This window comes from Ectopseudomonas toyotomiensis (genome assembly GCF_017167985.1).
Classification (GTDB): domain Bacteria; phylum Pseudomonadota; class Gammaproteobacteria; order Pseudomonadales; family Pseudomonadaceae; genus Aquipseudomonas; species Aquipseudomonas toyotomiensis.
The window spans coordinates 2587873-2604543 of record NZ_CP070505.1; the positions used below are offsets into that span (position 1 = coordinate 2587873).

The following is a 16671-nucleotide window of genomic DNA, read 5'->3' on the forward strand; positions in this document are numbered from 1 at the left end:
ATCTGCACTACCTTTCGCACGGATGTGATTGATTAGACGCCGATTACGGCGCGTTCAGGCGACGCGATTCGCCATCATTCTTGTGGTCATTGGGGGAGGTTGCTTGTCCACGCTCGTCGAACCCTTGCGGTTGGTCCTGTTGGCGGAAACGCCGGACTGGGCCGAATTGTTGCGCGAGCAGTTGAGCGCCCTGGGCAGCCCATCCCCGCTGATTACCGCGCCGTCATGGGAAGCGGCCAGCAACCTGTTTGATGATCACGCCAGTGGTCTGTTGCTGAGTACCCCGGATCGCCTTCCCGAGCCCCATCAGTGCCCCTTGCCCATCGTCCTGCTGCTTGACGAGGAGCCAATCGAAGAGCCCGCCGGCGTCAGCGACTGGCTGGTGCGCGGCAGCCTCAATCTCGACGTGCTGCGTCGCTGCCTGCGCTACGTGCGCGAACAGGGCAACCTCAAGCACACCCTGCAGCGCCTGGCCGAACAGGACCCCTTGACCGGCATCGCCAATCGCCAGGGTTTCCAGACCCTGCTCGCGGCGCGCCTGGCCGAGTGTGGCGGCCGTGGCCTGGTGCTGGGTCACCTCGATCTGGATAACTTCCGCCACGCCAACGATGCCCTCGGCTACCAGGCCGGAGATCGCCTGATCCTGCAGGTGGTGGCGCGGCTCAAGGGGTTGCTGCAGCCCTGCGATCAGATCGCCCGCCTGGGCAGCGACGAATTCGCTCTGTTGCTCGATGCACGCCGCGATCCGCAGCGCGTGGAGCGCCTGGCCGAGCGCGTCACCGAGGTATTGGGAGAGCCATACTGGGTGGATGGCGAGAGTCTGCTGATCGGTTGCAGCCTTGGCCTGGCCCATGCCCGCGCGGGCGAGGGCGCCGATCCGCTGCTGTGGCACGCGCATATCGCCATGCAACAGGCCAAGAATCAGCAAGGCTGCGTGTTTCATGTCTATGACGAACGCCTGAACCGCAGCGCACGTAGCCAGGCCGATCTGGAAGGCGAGCTGCGCCGCGCTCTACGCCGTGACGAACTGGAGCTGCATTATCAGCCCCGGCTGTGCCTGAAGAGCGGGCGCATCGTCGGCCTGGAGGCGCTGGTGCGCTGGCAGCACAGCGAGCGTGGGCTGCTTTCGCCCAATGAGTTCGTACCGCTGGCCGAAGAAACCGGGCTGATCGTACCGCTCGGTTACTGGGTCATTTCCCGTGCCCTGCGCGATATGCAGTGGCTGCGTGGGCGCGGCCTGCCGGCACTGCACATGGCGGTCAACCTGTCGTTCCGCCAGTTTCAGGACAGCCAGTTACTGCCGACCCTCAGCCGCCTGATCGAGGAGCGTGGAGTCGATGCGCAGTGGCTGGAGTTCGAACTGACCGAAACCGCGGTGATGCGCCGCAGCGATCAGGTGCAGCAGACCATGCTGGCGCTGGGACGGCTCGGCGTGCGTTTCTCGCTGGACGACTTCGGCACCGGTTTCTCGTCGTTCGTTCATCTCAACAACCTGCCGATCACCCTGCTGAAGATCGACAGGAGTTTCGTCGGCGGCATGGGCGAGCGCGCCGAGAACCGTCAACTGGTGCGGGCGATGATCAATCTGGCGCACAACCTCAATCTCGAGGTGGTGGCCGAAGGGGTGGAGAACATCGAGCAGCTCGACATGCTGCGCCAGTTTGGCTGTGATCAGGTACAGGGTTACCTGATCAGCAAGGCCATACCTCTGGCGGAGCTGGCACGCTTTCTGGTGTTCGGCCTGCGCCAGCCGCTGCTCGGCGGCGGCTGATTCTGGCCCGGACGCAAGCCGGGAAATATGCGGCACACGACCCTGGCTTGCATGCGGGCTACGACAGGCAGGTCTCGCCTTCCACTACAGGTGGTCGCTGCAGGCGCGCAGTCTTCCACTGGAAGCCCAGCACCAGACCGCTCGCCGTTACCGCCAGGCCGGCAGCCAGGCCCCACCAGACGCCCTGTGCGCCCCAGCCAAGGGCGAAGGCGAACAGCCAGACCAGCGGTGCGCCCACGCACCAGTAGCCGGTCAGACCGATCAGCAGGGTGGTGCGGCCGTCATTCAGCCCGCGGATCGCGCCCATGGCGATGCTCTGCAAACCATCGAACAGCTCGAACCAGGCGGCGATCGCCAGCAGGCTCACCGCGAGGGTGACGATATCGGCGAACGCCGGGTCGTGGCGGTCGAGGAACAGACCGATGATCCACTCCGGCAGCAGCCAGAACAGCAGGGCAAACAGCAGCATCAACGCCGCCCCCAGGGCCATGCCCAGATGGCCGCTGAGGCGCGACAGGTGCAGGTGCCCGGCACCGTAATGCAGGCCGACGCGGAAGGTCACCGCGTAGGACAGCCCTTGCGGCACGATGAACGCCAGCGCCACGGTCTGCATGGCGATCTGATGTGCCGCCAGTTGCACACTGCCAAGCGCACCCATGCACAGGGTGGCGAAGGTGAACAGCCCCTGCTCGGCGGCGTAGGTACCGCCAATGGGCAGGCCCAGGCGCAGCAGGGCGCGCATTTCCGCCCCTTGTGGGCGGCCCATACCGCCCCGCAGTTTGTAACGGTGGTAGGTTGGCGAGAGCAGGATGTACAGCGCCAATGCCAGTGCCATGGTGCTGCTGACCAGCGCAGTGGTCATGCCGATGCCGCTCAGGCCCAGACTGGGCAGGCCGAACCAGCCCTTGATCAGCGCGTAGTTGATGACGAAGTTGGCGATGGTGCCGACGATGCTGATGGCCATCACCGGGCCGGGATGACCGATGGCACTGGTGAAGCCGCGCAGCGCCATGAAGCACAGGTAGCCAGGCAAGGCCAATGACAGTGGGCGCAGGAACTCCATGGCCTGGCTGGCCGCGCCTGGATCCTGACCCAGATGCGGCAGCAGCGGGCCCAGACTGTTAAGGCACAGCGCACTGGCCACGCCCAGCAGCATGGCCAGCCACAAGCCATTCTGGATCAGGCGCGTGATACCCCGCGGATCGTCCGCGCCATGGCGGATGGCGATCAGGCTGCCCACCGCGGCGATCACTCCGGTGCAGAAGATCGAGAAGATGAAATAGCAGGTGGCGCCCAGTGCACCACCGGCCAACTGCTGCGGGCCGAGCATGGCCATCATCAGCGTGTCGGTGAAAATCATCAACGCGTGGGCCAGCTGTGCGGAGATCAGCGGGCCGGCCAGGCGCAGCAGCGCACCCAGTTCGTGGCCAAGGGAATTCTTCATGATGAGTAAAACTTCGGCAGGGTAAGCATCCCCAGGCTGTCGGGGAATGAGCAATGACCGCTATTCTGTGGTTCTTGTCGATTGCTCACAAAAGGAAAATAGCCATGCCAGGCATGATTAAAACTCATGGTTCGATGCGGTGAGCCGTCGTTTACCACCGCTTTACGCCCTGCGCGCCTTCGAGGCCGCAGCCCGGCACGCCTCCTTCACGCGCGCCGCCGAAGAGCTGGCAATCACCCAGAGCGCGGTGAGTCGGCATATCCGTACGCTGGAGGAGTACTTCGCCTGCCGTCTGTTCGAGCGCCGTGGCCGCAGCCTGCACCTGACCGATCCGGCCCGTGCCCTGCTACCGGGGCTGAGTGAGGGTTTCGATGCACTGGAGCGTGCCAGCGCTGTCTTGCACGCCGACGATGAGGTGCTGCGCCTGAAGGCACCGTCGACCCTGACCATGCGCTGGCTGTTGGCACGCCTGTCGCACTTTCGTCTGGCCAACCCGGACAGCGAAGTGCAGCTCACCAGCGCCTGGATGGACGTGGACAAGGTCGACTTCCGCCATGAACCCTTCGACTGCGCGGTGCTGCTGTCCGATGGTCAGTTTCCAGATGAGTGGGAGAGCGTGCTGCTGTTCGAGGAGTGGCTGATTCCGGTGTGCGCTGCCGGCGATTCCGAGGCCGGCCCCTGGTCGCTGGCGCGGCTGCGCGCGGCGGAGCAACTGCACCCGACGCCGGATCGCCGCGACTGGCGGCGCTGGTTGCAGGCTACAGGCCTGATCGAACAGGTGCCGCTGAAGAGCGGGCAGCTGTTCGACATGCTCGAACTGGGCATCGTTGCGGCGGCACGCGGTTATGGCGTGTCCATTGGTGATCTGCTGATGGTGGCCGAGGACGTGAATGCCGGCCGGCTTGGGGTGCCCTGGCCGACCGCGGTATTCAGTGGCGACAGCTACTATATGGTGTGGCCGCGTGGACATCGTGCGCAGACACGTCTGCAGCGTTTGCGTGACTACTTGCTGGCGGAGGTCGCCGCGCTGTCACTGCCAGGGGTCGAGCGCTTGCGCTGAACGATCATGGCCAGCGCTAAGGGCTCTGGCAGCCATCCAGGACCGGGCAGGTCGACTGTAATGTGGCAAGGATGCTCTCTATAGGCATGAGTGCCATCATCTATTGAGCGATCGATAAAACCTATCAATCATCACTTCGTCACACTGTTTTGATAATAAATGACGACCGTATGGCGCTTTGATATTGACCGAGCTGAGTGCTCAAGTATCCTCGCGGCCTTTCGCCAAGTCATATGACGACTGGGTGGTATCGAAATTGCCTGAGTTATCTGCCCATATGCTCGTGGGCGCACATCTGGAGTCCTCATGAATCCTCCTCGCTCTCGTATAGCCCTGCAACTGGCTGCCATGCTGGCTTTGGTGCTGGTGATGCTGATCAGTATCAGCACCCTGTTTGCCCTGCGCTCACTCAACGAGGCCAATCTGGTCACTCGCGAAAAGCACCTGGGCAGCGAGGCGGGGCTGCTGGCCGACCAGCTCGAAACCTTCCACGGCAGCCTGCGTGAGAGCACGCAGCGGCTGGCTGGATTGTTCGAACAGCGCTTCAGCACGGGGCTGCAGGTGCGCAGTGAAGAGCGTGTGAACGTTGGCAGCATGCAGACACCTGCGCTTTACCTGGGGGCTACGCGCTTGAACAACGAGTTCACCGAGGTCGATGACTTCACGCGCATGACTGCGGGTGTGGCCACGGTATTCGTGCGTGACGGTAGCGAATTCATCCGCATCACCACCTCGCTGACCAAGCAGGATGGCGCTCGTGCTCTGGGAACGGCGCTTGATCACCAGCACCCGGCCTATCAGCGCCTGCTGGCCGGGCAGAGTTACGTGGGCCGGGCTTTGCTCTTCGACCGCAACTACATGACCCAGTACACCCCCGTGCGTGATGGTAGTGGGCAGGTCATTGCGGTGCTGTTCGTCGGCTTCGACTACACCGACGCGCAGAAGCTGCAATTCAACAAACTCAGCGAATTTCGCATTGGCGAAACAGGCTCGCTTGCCCTGCTCGACGAGCAGGGCAAGTGGCTGGTCAAGCCTGCTGGTACTGGCGCTCTGGATACACTGCCGGCAGCCCTCGGCGATCTGATCGCACACTCGGGGGACGGCGGTTTCTGGAACGATGGCCAGAATGAATTCTACAGCGTCGCCATGCCCTTTACCGGCGGACCCTGGGTGGTGCTGGCGAGCATGCCGCGCGAGGAAATTCAGGCCGTTACCTGGCGTGTCGGTACCCAGTTGGCCATCGGTAGTGCACTGACCCTGCTGCTGGCGGTGATCGCCGTGGTCTGGTTGCTGCGACGCAAACTGCGCCCGCTGGGCGATCTGGTCCAGCAGGCGCAGGCGCTCGGTGCCGGTGATCTCGGCGCGCGTATGGCGCAGTCCAGTGACGATGAAATCGGTGAGCTGGCGCGCAGTTTCAACCGCATGGGCGAGGCGCTGGCGAGCATGGTGGCGGGTATTCGCAGCGCAGCTCAGGATGTCAGCGCGCGCTCGCAGGGGATGTCCATGCTGTCGCGTGACGCCTATCAGGGCATCGATCAGCAATCCGGTGAGATCAGCAGCATGGCCGGCGCGGTGGAGGAGTTCAGTGCCACCTCGCAGAACATCGCCGACAACATGCGCAGCACCGAACGCCTGGCCAGCGACAATGCCCAGCAGACCCGCATCGGGCGTACCTCGATGGATCAGGCTTCCGAAGCGTTGGTGCAGATCGCCGAAGCACTTGAGCAAACCTCCACGGCGATCAACGGCCTCGGCCAGCGCTCCCAGGAGATCGGCGGTATCGTCAGCGTCATCACCGCGATCGCCGACCAGACCAACCTGCTGGCGCTCAACGCTGCCATCGAAGCAGCGCGGGCCGGCGAGCAGGGCCGCGGTTTTGCCGTGGTCGCCGACGAGGTGCGCAACCTGGCTGGACGCACCCGTGAGGCGACCAACGAGATTTCCACCATGATCGGCAGCATCCAGAGCGAGACCAGCAGCGCCATCGCCACCATGGAGCACGGCCGACAGTTGATGCAGGACGGCCTGGAACGTAACGCCAAGGTGGCTGCGGCGCTGGCGCAGATCAGTGAGCAAAGCGCCGAGGCCGGCGAGCAATTCGCCGCCATCACCACCGCTACCAGCGAGCAGAGTAGCACTGCGACCGTGCTAAGCGCCAACCTGCAGAGCATCGCCCAGGCCAATGGCGAGCAGCGTGAAGTGGTGGCCAACCTGGCCGATACCGCGCGCGAGCTGGATCGCCTCGCCGCTCAGCTGCGTCAGGAGGTCGAGCGCTTCCGCTGATTCATCCCGCGGCGGGGCGATACTGCAGTGCTTCGGCCAGATGTTCCCGGCTGATCTGCTGCTGCTCCGCCAGGTCTGCCAGCGTGCGCGCCACCTTGAGCACTCGGTGCGCGGCGCGTAGCGACAGGCCGAGGCGTTCGCAGGCGCTCTCCAGCCACTGGCGATCCGCGCCGCTCAGGGCGCAGTGCCGACGCAGGCCTGGCAAGTCGAGAAAGGCATTCGCCGTCCCTTGACGTTGCAGTTGTCGCTCACGAGCCCGCGCCACTTTGGATGCCGCCTGCACAGTGCTTTCGCCATCTTGTGGTGGGGCGTTCAATATCGTCGTTTCGCGGGCGACCGTCAGGTGCAGGTCGATGCGATCGAGCAGTGGCCCGGACAGCTTGGCGCGGTAACGCTGAATCTGCTCCGGTGTGCAGCGACAGCGGTTGCTCGGGTCCCCCAGATAGCCGCAAGGGCAGGGGTTCATGGCGGCAACGAGCTGAAAACGCGCGGGGAAACGTACCTTGTCGCGTGCCCGGGCAATGACGATGTGGCCGCTTTCCAGCGGTTCTCGCAGCACCTCCAGCACTTTCCTATCGAATTCCGGCAGCTCATCAAGGAACAGGATACCCATATGGGCCAAGGTGATTTCGCCAGGCTGCGGGCGACTGCCACCCCCCACCAATGCCGGCCCGGAGGCGCTGTGGTGCGGCGTGCGAAAGGGGCGCTGCGGCCAGTGCTGCAGCGGCAGATGGCTGGCTACCGAATGGATGGCGGCGACCTGCAGCGCCTCGCTCTCGTCCAGCGGTGGCAGCAAGCCGGGCAGGCGGCTGGCCAGCAGCGTCTTGCCGGTACCGGGTGGGCCGCTGAGCAGCAAGTTATGCGATCCCGCGGCGGCCACCAGCAGCGCACGCTTGGCGGCCAACTGGCCCTGCACTTCGGCCAGATCCGGATAGGGCAGGCTCTGCCTGAGCAGACCTTGGGCGGCGTAGGGTTCGAGAGGAGCACTGCCGTTGAGGTGCGCGGCGATCTGCAGCAGGTGCTCGACGGCGATTACCTTCAGCCCCGAGGCCAGGCTGGCCTCTTCGGCATTGGCCTGTGGCACCAAGAGGGTGCGCCCGGCTGCGCGCGCGGCCAGGGCGGCCGGCAATACGCCCTGCACGGGACGCACCGCGCCTGACAGTGCCAGTTCGCCCAGGCATTCGCATTCATCCAGGGATTGAGCCGGCACCTGGCCGCTGGCCGCAAGAATCCCCAGAGCGATGGCGAGATCGAAGCGGCCGCCGTCTTTCGGTAAATCGGCGGGCGCGAGGTTCAAGGTGATGCGTTTGCTGGGGAATTCGAAGGCGGCATTGAGGATGGCGCTGCGCACGCGATCCTTGCTCTCCTTGACTGCTGTCTCCGGCAGGCCCACCAGCGTCAGGGAGGGTAGGCCGTTGGCCAGGTGCGCTTCGACGGTGACGGCCGGTGCTTCGACGCCGACCTGGGCGCGGCTGTGGACGATGGCCAGGGACATGATCTCTCCTTGATCAGTCCACCTTCCTGTGGGATCAGTCGGTGGATGGGTTCAGCTTGGCTTCCAGTTCGGCGACCTTTGCTTCCAGCGCCTCGAGGCGGGCGCGGGTGCGGGCCAGGACTACCATCTGGCTGTCGAATTCGTCACGGCTGACCAGATCGAGCTTGCTGAAACCGCTCTGTAGCAGGGCTTTGAACTGCGCTTCCAGTTCGGCGCGAGGCAGCGGGCTGTCGCCGCTGAAAAGACGCGAGGCGTGGCTACTGAGAGTGTCGAGCAAGGCTTTCGGCGGCAGCATGATCAGGTTCCGTAAACAGACGGTCGGCAGTGTAGCACGCAGCCAGCGGCGGGACGGTCTAGCACTGGTTGCACGATTTTTGAGCATTACTCAATGTGTCGATGCACCAAGTTTGTGCGTTGCATTCGACGTGAATGACCGGTCACCGTGGCTGGAAGCTGTTAAAGGCCTGATAGATAGCGCTTTTGCGTGAGCTGGCAAGCTTTCTGCTTAGACCCCAGCGACGCATGCACCGATGCAGTTCTGGTGCTGCAGGCGAAGCGGGGGAGTGCTTCGTCGGGAGCGGTTGGTGGGTATCGACCACGCCAGGCTGGAGCGGTCGATGCATTACAAAAGCCAGACACTGCGCTTAGACTTGAGCCGGGTTCGCAATTCCTGGGGCAAGTCCACCTTACACGGGAGAAAGTTTCATGAAGCTAGTCACTGCCATCATCAAGCCGTTCAAGCTGGACGACGTGCGCGAGTCGCTGTCGGAGATCGGCGTGCAGGGCATTACCGTCACCGAGGTCAAGGGCTTCGGCCGCCAGAAAGGCCATACCGAGCTGTATCGTGGTGCCGAGTATGTGGTCGACTTCCTGCCCAAGGTGAAGATCGACGTGGCCATCGCTGACGATCAGCTCGATCGCGTGATCGAGGCCATCACCAAGGCCGCCAACACCGGCAAGATCGGTGACGGCAAGATTTTCGTAGTCAACCTGGAACAGGCGATTCGTATCCGTACCGGCGAAACCGATACCGACGCGATCTAACAAGCCTCCGAACCCCACGCCCCAGGAGTAAACCCATGACTCTGCGAACTTTCGCAGGGCTAGGAGCCCTTTTGTCCTCGAATTCTGGCTTTACGCTGTTTTCGAGGGCCAAAGCCGGAGCTGGCGATGTCTTCGCCGCTCTGCTGTGCCAGACCCTCTTTGGTCTTGCGCTCGGCCTAGTGATGGGAATGCCTGGTCGCCTCACGGCGCAAGGGGTTCCGGTGATCCAGAGCGAGCGTGGCAACGACCTGTAAGCATGCGGAACGCGTCCTGAGCCAACCTGGACGTTTCAACCGAACAGCGCACAACAAAAGCGCCGGCAAGAGGTGAAAAATGGATAACACAGCATTGACTGCATTGCAGTACGGCTTCGATACCTTCTACTTTCTGATCTGTGGTGCCCTGGTGATGTGGATGGCAGCGGGTTTTGCCATGCTCGAATCCGGCCTGGTGCGTGCCAAGAACACCACCGAGATTCTGACCAAGAACGTGGCGCTCTATGCCGTGGCCAGCGTCATGTACCTGGTGATCGGCTACCACATCATGTACTCCAGCCCGGAAGGCGGCATCCTGCCGAGCCTGGGCTTCCTGATCGGTGACGAGAACAGCGTCGACTCGGTACTTGCCGGTGGCGACGATGCACCTTACTACTCGGCGCGTTCGGACTTCTTCTTCCAGGTGGTGTTCGCCGCGACCTGCATGTCGATCGTGTCCGGTGCCGTTGCAGAGCGCATGAAGCTGTGGGCCTTCCTGGCTTTCGCCGTGGTCATGACCGGCTTCATCTACCCGGTTCAGGGTTTCTGGAAATGGGGCTCGGGCTTCCTCAACGAAGCTGGCTTCCTCGACTTCGCCGGTTCCGGCGTGGTTCACATGGCCGGTGCCGCCGCTGCTCTGGCTGGTGTTCTGCTGCTCGGTGCGCGTAAAGGCAAATACGGCGCCAATGGCCAGGTCAACGCCATCCCGGGTGCCAACCTGCCGCTGGCGACGCTCGGCACCTTCATCCTGTGGATGGGCTGGTTCGGCTTCAACGGCGGCTCGCAGCTGAAGATGAGCACCATCGAAGATGCCAACGCCGTTGCCCAGGTGTTCGTCAACACCAACATGGCAGCCGCCGGTGGCCTGATTGCCGCGCTGATCGTTGCCCGCATCCTGTTCGGCAAGGCTGACCTGACCATGGCGCTCAACGGTGCCCTGGCTGGCCTGGTGGCCATCACCGCCGAACCGCTGACCCCGAGCGGCCTGCAGGCGACTCTGATTGGCGGCGTGGGTGGTGTGCTGGTGGTGTTCGCCATCCTCGGTCTGGACAAGGTCAAGATCGACGATCCGGTTGGTGCCATCTCCGTACACGGTGTGGTCGGCATCTGGGGTCTGCTGGCTGTTTGCCTGACCAACAGCGATGCTTCGCTGGGTGCTCAGTTGCTGGGTATCGGCAGTATCTTCGCCTGGGTCTTCATCGCCAGCCTGATCGTCTGGAGCATCATCAAGGCGGTGATCGGTCTGCGCGTCAGCGAAGAAGAAGAATACGAAGGTGTGGATATCGCCGAGTGCGGTATGGAGGCCTACCCGGAATTCACCAACAAGTGATCCTCCGGTAAATCGCAAAGGGCGCCTTCGGGCGCCCTTTGTTTTTTCTGGCAGCACGCTAGAATGCGCGCGCTGGAGCCATCGAGAGTGAGAGCGGCATGTGGCAGCAACGCATCATCAGTCTGCGCCCGCGTGAGCGCGGTTTTCATCTGGTGACCGAAGAAGTGCTGGCAGCATTGCCGGAACTGGCGCAGGTACGTGTTGGTCTGTTGCATCTGTGGCTGCAGCACACCTCGGCATCGCTGACGGTCAACGAGAACGCCGATCCCGCGGTACGCCGCGATTTCGAGCGCTTCTTCAACCGTCTGGTGCCGCAGGGACAGGCGGGCTACGAGCACGATTACGAAGGGCCGGATGATTTGCCGGCGCACTTCAAGGGCAGTCTGCTGGGCTTTCAGCTACAGCTGCCGATACAGCAGGGACGGCTGGCACTTGGTACCTGGCAGGGGATCTACCTTGGTGAGCATCGCGATCATGGCGGTGCTCGGCGAGTGGTGGCGACCTTGCATGGTGAGGCTATTTGAATTTTTTCCGGTCGAGCGGTGTACATCGCGCGACTGGGCTATAACTAACCTGCTTTTCGCAAGTCATGAGGTTGAACATGAGCGACGAAGACCTGGAACAAGACGATCTGGACGGGGCTGACGAGGACGATGGTGAGGAGCTGGCTGCTGCCGATGACGGCGACAGCGGCGACGATGAAGGCGATGGTGCGGTCGTAGCCAGCGGCAAGAAGAGCAAGGCCAAAGCCGTTGAAGTCGATGAGCTGCCCAGCATCGAAGCCAAGCAGAAGGAGCGCGATGCCCTGGCGCGTGCCATGGAAGAGTTTCTCTCCCGTGGTGGCAAGGTGCAGGAGGTGGAGCCCAATGTGGTCGCCGACCCACCCAAGAAGCCCGACAGCAAATACGGCAGCCGCCCCATCTGAGGACGGCTAGCTACAAGGAACCCGCCCCTGTGGCGGGTTTTTTGTTGCCCATATCCCCGGTGGCACCCCTCGAGGCTTGCGCGCAAAAAACGCTGCCGACGTCGATGGCGCGGCATAGGGTGCGCCGTGCGCACCGATGTCGTGCGTGGCTCGAGCCTAGACGCGCCGCGACGCCGTGCGGGTCAGCGCGTCCAGCTGCCCAGCAGTGCCGGTAGTTCGGCCAGGCTGGCGATCTGCGCGTCCGGGGTCGTTTCACCCTCCCAGGACCGCCCTTGCGGGTTGAACCAGATCGCACGCATCCCGGCTGCCTGGGCGCCGGCAATGTCGTCACTGGGGTGATCGCCGATGTGCACGGCGCGCTCGGCCGCCACGCCGCCTGCGCGGCTGAGCGCTTCACGGAAGGGTTTCGGGTCGGGTTTGCCGATGCCCAGTTCTTCGGCGCACAGGGCGAACTGGAAGTAGTCCGACAGACCCAGGCGACGCACGTCGGCATTGCCATTGGTGATCACCCCGAGCATGAAGCGCTCGGCTAGGGCCTCCAGCGTCGGATGTACCTCGGTGAACAGTTCGACTTGATGGCGGGCGCTGAGAAAGACCTGGAATCCCGCTTCGGCCAGCGTCTGCGCTTCGCCGTGCGGGTAGCCGGCGTCTTCCAGTGCATGGAACAGAATGCGCCGGCGCAGCTCGCTGAGGCGATGCTTGAGCATCGGCTCGGCGTCGAGTAGACGGCTGCGGACCGCCCACAGATGCTCGACCGGCACTGCGCCCAGGCGCGGTGCATGCAGGGCCAGCCAATTGCGCAGGGCGGCTTCGGCATCCTGCATCACCGGAGTGACGTCCCACAGGGTGTCGTCGAGGTCGAAGGTGATCAGTTCAATGCTCATTCGGAACCGCCTTTGCGCTTGGCGCGTGGATGGGCCTGGTCATAGACACTGGCCAGGTGCTGGAAGTCCAGGTGGGTGTAGATCTGCGTGGTGGCGATATCGGCATGGCCAAGCAGCTCCTGTACCGCGCGTAGATCCTGCGAGGATTCCAGCATATGACTGGCGAAGCTGTGGCGCAGCATGTGTGGATGCAGGTGCTGGCCCAGCTCGCGCACGCCGGCCTGGCGCACGCGCAGTTGCACAGCGCGTGGCCCCAGGCGTCGGCCCTGCTGGCTGATGAATACGGCACCGTCGCCAGGGTTGGCCAGCTTGCGCAGTGGCAGCCAGTGTTCCAGTGCCTGTCGCGCCATGCTGCCGACCGGCAGTTCGCGCACCTTGTTGCCCTTGCCGCGCACGCGTACCAGACCGGCGGGCAGGTCCAGGCCGTCGAGATCGAGTCCGACCAGCTCGGACAGGCGCAGGCCCGAGGAATAGAACAGCTCGAGCATGGCCTGATCGCGGCGGGCGATGAAGTCGTCCTCCACCGCGCCGTCGAGCAGTTGCGCGCTGCGGTCGGCGTCCAGGGTGCGGGGAAGGCGGCGCTCGCGTTTTGGCGGGCTCAGGCCGGTCGCCGGATCGTGACGGCACAGGCCTTCACGCAACAGATATTGATAGAGGCCGCGGGTGGCCGAGAGCAGGCGCGCCAGGCTGCGGCTTGCCAGGCCCTGCTGATGCAGGCGGGCGACCAGGCGGCGCAGGTTACGTGTGTCCAGCCCGGCCCAGTCGCTCAGGCCTTCGGCTTCGCAGAATGCCCGCACCTTGCCGAGATCACGGCGATAGCCGTCGAGGGTATGCGTCGACACCTGGCGCTCGCGGCGCAGGTGTTCGATGTATGCGTCGAGGTGGGCTTCAAGTGTCACGTGGCGGGTTCCGAGCGGGCCAATGGTGGATGAGCCTCGTCATCCACCCTACACGACCTAGCAGGCCGTTGAAAAACTACCTACATTGCCATTGCTGCGTTAAAAACAGCCTCGCGTGCGAGCCCAGTCAAAATGCTCATTTACAACACGTAAAGTCGGACGCGACCCCGGTCGTTTTTCGGCTGTTTTTGCGGGGCCGCCATCGGTATTGCACTGGCTGCCTCGCCTACGTTTTTCAACGGCCTGCTAGCGTACCGAACGCAGCGGTGTGGAGAAACCGGGCACGACACGTGCCAGGACTTCGGCGATGTAGCCGAGGAACAAGGTGCCGAGCGAACTCTTGTAGTGCTGCGGGTCGGCGCTGCCGATGGCGAGAATGCCATGCAGGCCCTGATGGTTGAGGCTGACCACGGCGGCGGAGCCGACTTGCGCCGCGTCTTCCTTGCCGAAGAGAAACTCCAGCTCGTGCGGGCGCAATACGCCGCAGATGGTCTTGCCGCCGCTAAGCAGGCCGCCGACCTGTTGATGCGCCTCGGCCGAGCTGACCGAGCGACCGACCGGCAGCTTGTTGTCGCTGAACAGGATCAGGCCGACGAAGGGCACCTGGAATTCATGGCGCAGGCTGTCTTCGACCACTCCGACCACTTCCTCGAGGCTGCCGGCATCGAGCAGGTCCAGCACCAGGCGGCGGGTCTTGTCGAACAGGCGGTCGTTGTCGCGCGCCACGTCCATCAACTGGCCAAGGCGGTGGCGCATCTCGATGTTGCGCTCGCGCAGCAGCTTGACCTGGCGTTCTACCAGCGACACGGCGTTGCCGGGCTGGTGCGGAATACGCAGCTCGGGGATCAGTTCTTCATGGTCGATGAAGAACTCCGGGTGCAGACGCAGATAGGCCGCGACCGTTTCCGAATCGAGCGGTTTGGGCAAATCCTGCTGGTCGGTCATAGGCGAACCTGTCCTTCGTATACGCGGGCAGCGGGCCCGGTCATCATAACCGGCTGACCTTCGCCTGCCCATTCGATGGACAGTTTGCCGCCTGGCAGTTCCAGTTGCACGGGCGAATCCATCCAGCCCTGGCGAATTGCCGCAACGGCCGCCGCGCAGGCCCCGGTGCCGCAGGCCAGGGTTTCGCCGGCACCACGCTCCCACACGCGCAGGCGCGCACGCTGACGATCCTGTACCTGCAAAAAGCCGACGTTGACCCGCTGCGGGAAGCGCGGATGGTGTTCCAGTTTCGGCCCAAGCGTGTGCACCGGCGCGTCATCGACGCTATCGACGCGCAGCACCGCATGCGGATTGCCCATCGACAGCGCGGCCAGCTCGACGCTCTGGCCCTCGACGTCGACGCGATAGGTCAGCGCGGCCTGGTCGGCCTGGAACGGCACCTGTTCCGGCTGCAGGCGCGGTGCGCCCATGTTGACGCAGACCTGGCCATCGTTCTGCACGCGCAGCTCGATGATGCCGCTCTTGGTCTCGACGCGAATGACCTTCTTGGTGGTCAGGCGCTTGTCCAGCACGAAGCGGGCGAAGCAGCGCGCGCCGTTGCCGCACTGCTCAACTTCCGAGCCGTCGGAGTTGAAGATGCGGTAACGGAAGTCGACATCCGGGTGACTCGGCGGCTCGACGATCAGCAGTTGGTCGAAACCGACACCGATGTGGCGGTCGCCCCATTGTTTGGCATGCTTGGGTTGCACGTGGGCGTGCTGACTGATCAGGTCGAGGACCATGAAGTCATTGCCCAGGCCGTGCATCTTGGTAAAGCGCAATAGCATGACGTCGCCCTCAGGCCGGCAGCAGGCTTTCGCCGGCATAGAGCTCTTGGACTGTCTCGCGACGACGCACTTCATAAGCCTGCTCGCCATCTACCAGCACCTCGGCGGCGCGGCCGCGGGTGTTGTAGTTGGAGCTCATGACGAAGCCATAGGCGCCCGCCGAACGCACGGCCAGCAGGTCACCCTCGGCCAGCACCAGCTGACGATCCTTGGCCAGGAAGTCGCCGGTCTCGCAGATCGGTCCGACCAGGTCGTAGTTACGCGACTCGCCTTCACGCGGCTGCACCGGCGACACGTCCATCCATGCCTGATACAGGGCGGGGCGGATCAGGTCGTTCATCGCCGCATCGACAATGGCGAAGTCCTTGTGCTCGGTGTGCTTGAGGTATTCCACCTGAGTCAGCAGTACGCCGGCGTTGGCGACGATGAAGCGGCCCGGTTCGAATACCAGGCCCAGGTCGCGACCTTGCAGGCGTTTGCGCACGGCGGTGATGTAGTCGCCGGCCAGCGGCGGCTGCTCGTCGCGGTACTGCACGCCAAGGCCACCACCGAGGTCCAGATGTTTGATGGTGATACCGCGTGCGGCCAGTTTGTCGACCAGCAGCAACAGGCGATCCAGGGCATCGAGGAAGGGTTCGAGAGTGGTCAACTGCGAACCGATATGGCAGTCGACGCCGATCACTTCCAGGTTCGGCAGCTCGGCAGCGCGGGCATAGACCGCCTCGGCCTGCTCGATGTCGATGCCGAACTTGTTTTCCTTGAGGCCGGTGGAAATATACGGGTGGGTGCCGGCGTCCACGTCCGGATTGACCCGCAGCGAGACGGGCGCTTTGACGCCAAGCTCGGCAGCGACCTTCTGCAGGCGCTCCAGCTCGACGTTGGACTCGACGTTGAAGCAGTGCACGCCGACTTCCAGCGCGCGGCGCATGTCGTCGCGGCTCTTGCCAACGCCGGAGAAGACGATGCGACTCGGCTCGCCACCGGCGGCCAGTACGCGCTCCAGCTCACCGCTGGAAACGATGTCGAAGCCGGCGCCGAGGCGTGCCAGCACGTTCAGCACGCCGATGTTGGAGTTGGCCTTGACCGCGAAGCAGACCAGGTGCGGCATGCCGGCCAGGGCATCGGCATAGGCGCGGTACTGCCCTTCGATATGGGCGCGGGAATAGACGTAGGTGGGCGTGCCGAAGCGCTGAGCCAGCGCGGACAAGGCAACGCCTTCCGCGAACAGCTCGCCGTCGCGGTAGTTGAAGGCTTCCATGGGGCAGCTCCTGTCAGAGTTCGAAACGGTCTCGGCTGTTGCCGGCGTTGTCGTCGCCCGGCAGATACAGCGGGCCTTTCTGACCGCAGCCAGCCAGCAGGCAAACGGCGGCGAGGAGCGCGAGGGTCAGTCGCTTCATGGGGCAGTCCTTGAAAATAAGCGTGAATTGCGCCGGAGTATACCGACCCCCTGCCACCTTGCCTATGCGCCCGGCGCCCGCCTGGCGGGGCGCTGGCTCGATTTGCGTCTGCA

At 63.8% G+C, this 16671-nt stretch carries 17 protein-coding genes; 8 read left to right on the plus strand and 9 right to left on the minus strand.

Going from position 1 to position 16671, the window contains the following annotated elements; translation table 11 throughout:
• The first annotated feature begins 103 nt into the window (after window positions 1-103).
• A complete protein-coding gene (locus tag JWV26_RS11940; protein ID WP_079784937.1) occupies window positions 104-1771 on the plus strand; it encodes a putative bifunctional diguanylate cyclase/phosphodiesterase in 1668 nt (555 codons plus the stop codon).
• Between the two features lie 58 nt (window positions 1772-1829).
• Here the strand turns inward: JWV26_RS11940 and JWV26_RS11945 are convergent, their stop codons facing one another.
• The gene (locus tag JWV26_RS11945) at window positions 1830-3215 is read right to left on the minus strand and encodes a NorM family multidrug efflux MATE transporter (protein ID WP_206419151.1); all 1386 of its coding nucleotides are present in this window, start codon (window positions 3213-3215) and stop codon (window positions 1830-1832) included.
• Window positions 3216-3354: 139 nt separating this feature from the next.
• Here JWV26_RS11945 and JWV26_RS11950 point away from each other — a divergent pair, with 139 nt between their 5' ends.
• Together JWV26_RS11950 and JWV26_RS11955 are read left to right on the plus strand one after the other, a co-directional pair.
• Window positions 3355-4275, plus strand: coding sequence for a LysR substrate-binding domain-containing protein (locus tag JWV26_RS11950; protein WP_196457902.1), 921 nt, complete (start codon window positions 3355-3357; stop codon window positions 4273-4275).
• 306 nt (window positions 4276-4581) lie between these two features.
• Window positions 4582-6558: a methyl-accepting chemotaxis protein gene (locus JWV26_RS11955; protein WP_206419152.1), complete on the plus strand. Its 1977-nt coding sequence runs from the start codon at window positions 4582-4584 to the stop codon at window positions 6556-6558.
• Between the two features lies 1 nt (window position 6559).
• Here JWV26_RS11955 and JWV26_RS11960 read toward each other — a convergent pair whose 3' ends face one another.
• Together JWV26_RS11960 and JWV26_RS11965 are read right to left on the minus strand one after the other, a co-directional pair.
• A complete protein-coding gene (locus JWV26_RS11960) occupies window positions 6560-8053 on the minus strand; it encodes a YifB family Mg chelatase-like AAA ATPase (protein WP_206419153.1) in 1494 nt (497 codons plus the stop codon).
• Between the two features lie 34 nt (window positions 8054-8087).
• Window positions 8088-8348 carry an accessory factor UbiK family protein gene (locus JWV26_RS11965; protein WP_072423575.1) on the minus strand — a complete coding sequence of 87 codons (261 nt, stop codon included), beginning with the start codon at window positions 8346-8348 and terminating at the stop codon, window positions 8088-8090.
• 410 nt (window positions 8349-8758) lie between these two features.
• On the opposite strand from JWV26_RS11965, the gene glnK reads away from it, so the two are divergent.
• The 5 genes from glnK (at window position 8759) to sutA (ending at window position 11606) form a co-directional block, all read left to right on the plus strand.
• On the plus strand, window positions 8759-9097 hold the full coding sequence (gene glnK / locus JWV26_RS11970; protein ID WP_003096476.1) for a P-II family nitrogen regulator: 339 nt from the start codon (window positions 8759-8761) through the stop codon (window positions 9095-9097).
• Window positions 9098-9132: 35 nt separating this feature from the next.
• The gene (locus tag JWV26_RS11975; RefSeq protein WP_072423574.1) at window positions 9133-9351 is read left to right on the plus strand and encodes a hypothetical protein; all 219 of its coding nucleotides are present in this window, start codon (window positions 9133-9135) and stop codon (window positions 9349-9351) included.
• A gap of 79 nt (window positions 9352-9430) precedes the next feature.
• A complete protein-coding gene (locus JWV26_RS11980; protein WP_072423573.1) occupies window positions 9431-10681 on the plus strand; it encodes an ammonium transporter in 1251 nt (416 codons plus the stop codon).
• 98 nt (window positions 10682-10779) lie between these two features.
• The gene (locus tag JWV26_RS11985; RefSeq protein WP_206419154.1) at window positions 10780-11205 is read left to right on the plus strand and encodes a secondary thiamine-phosphate synthase enzyme YjbQ; all 426 of its coding nucleotides are present in this window, start codon (window positions 10780-10782) and stop codon (window positions 11203-11205) included.
• Window positions 11206-11282: 77 nt separating this feature from the next.
• Window positions 11283-11606 carry a transcriptional regulator SutA gene (gene sutA, locus JWV26_RS11990; protein ID WP_017678298.1) on the plus strand — a complete coding sequence of 108 codons (324 nt, stop codon included), beginning with the start codon at window positions 11283-11285 and terminating at the stop codon, window positions 11604-11606.
• Window positions 11607-11788: 182 nt separating this feature from the next.
• On the opposite strand, the gene JWV26_RS11995 is transcribed toward sutA, so the two are convergent.
• The 6 genes from JWV26_RS11995 to lptM form a co-directional block, all read right to left on the minus strand.
• Window positions 11789-12490, minus strand: coding sequence for an HAD family hydrolase (locus JWV26_RS11995; RefSeq protein ID WP_072423572.1), 702 nt, complete (start codon window positions 12488-12490; stop codon window positions 11789-11791).
• Window positions 12487-13389 (minus strand): tyrosine recombinase XerC, encoded by a 903-nt coding sequence (gene xerC / locus JWV26_RS12000; protein WP_079784933.1) that lies wholly within the window; start codon window positions 13387-13389, stop codon window positions 12487-12489. The genes JWV26_RS11995 and xerC overlap by 4 nt, the downstream gene beginning before the upstream one ends.
• A 246-nt stretch (window positions 13390-13635) precedes the next feature.
• Entirely contained in the window at window positions 13636-14334 is a 699-nt protein-coding gene (locus JWV26_RS12005) for a DUF484 family protein (protein ID WP_206419155.1), read from the minus strand.
• A complete protein-coding gene (dapF, locus tag JWV26_RS12010; RefSeq protein ID WP_072423767.1) occupies window positions 14331-15161 on the minus strand; it encodes a diaminopimelate epimerase in 831 nt (276 codons plus the stop codon). Before dapF ends, JWV26_RS12005 begins: the two co-directional genes overlap by 4 nt.
• A 10-nt stretch (window positions 15162-15171) precedes the next feature.
• Window positions 15172-16419: a diaminopimelate decarboxylase gene (gene lysA / locus JWV26_RS12015; protein ID WP_072423570.1), complete on the minus strand. Its 1248-nt coding sequence runs from the start codon at window positions 16417-16419 to the stop codon at window positions 15172-15174.
• 13 nt (window positions 16420-16432) lie between these two features.
• A complete protein-coding gene (lptM, locus tag JWV26_RS12020; RefSeq protein ID WP_017361215.1) occupies window positions 16433-16558 on the minus strand; it encodes an LPS translocon maturation chaperone LptM in 126 nt (41 codons plus the stop codon).
• Window positions 16559-16671: the final 113 nt, after the last annotated feature.

What these genes read in the sequence shown, in the direction of transcription:
- JWV26_RS11945 (WP_206419151.1), bottom strand. Translation starts at nt 3,215, where the DNA reads ATGAAGAATTCCCTTGGCCACGAACTGGGTGCGCTGCTGCGCCTGGCC.
- JWV26_RS11955 (WP_206419152.1), top strand. Translation starts at nt 4,582, where the DNA reads ATGAATCCTCCTCGCTCTCGTATAGCCCTGCAACTGGCTGCCATGCTG.
- JWV26_RS11960 (WP_206419153.1), bottom strand. Translation starts at nt 8,053, where the DNA reads ATGTCCCTGGCCATCGTCCACAGCCGCGCCCAGGTCGGCGTCGAAGCA.
- JWV26_RS11965 (WP_072423575.1), bottom strand. Translation starts at nt 8,348, where the DNA reads ATGCTGCCGCCGAAAGCCTTGCTCGACACTCTCAGTAGCCACGCCTCG.
- glnK (WP_003096476.1), top strand. Translation starts at nt 8,759, where the DNA reads ATGAAGCTAGTCACTGCCATCATCAAGCCGTTCAAGCTGGACGACGTG.
- JWV26_RS11975 (WP_072423574.1), top strand. Translation starts at nt 9,133, where the DNA reads ATGACTCTGCGAACTTTCGCAGGGCTAGGAGCCCTTTTGTCCTCGAAT.
- JWV26_RS11980 (WP_072423573.1), top strand. Translation starts at nt 9,431, where the DNA reads ATGGATAACACAGCATTGACTGCATTGCAGTACGGCTTCGATACCTTC.
- JWV26_RS11985 (WP_206419154.1), top strand. Translation starts at nt 10,780, where the DNA reads ATGTGGCAGCAACGCATCATCAGTCTGCGCCCGCGTGAGCGCGGTTTT.
- sutA (WP_017678298.1), top strand. Translation starts at nt 11,283, where the DNA reads ATGAGCGACGAAGACCTGGAACAAGACGATCTGGACGGGGCTGACGAG.
- JWV26_RS11995 (WP_072423572.1), bottom strand. Translation starts at nt 12,490, where the DNA reads ATGAGCATTGAACTGATCACCTTCGACCTCGACGACACCCTGTGGGAC.
- JWV26_RS12005 (WP_206419155.1), bottom strand. Translation starts at nt 14,334, where the DNA reads ATGACCGACCAGCAGGATTTGCCCAAACCGCTCGATTCGGAAACGGTC.
- dapF (WP_072423767.1), bottom strand. Translation starts at nt 15,161, where the DNA reads ATGCTATTGCGCTTTACCAAGATGCACGGCCTGGGCAATGACTTCATG.
- lysA (WP_072423570.1), bottom strand. Translation starts at nt 16,419, where the DNA reads ATGGAAGCCTTCAACTACCGCGACGGCGAGCTGTTCGCGGAAGGCGTT.
- lptM (WP_017361215.1), bottom strand. Translation starts at nt 16,558, where the DNA reads ATGAAGCGACTGACCCTCGCGCTCCTCGCCGCCGTTTGCCTGCTGGCT.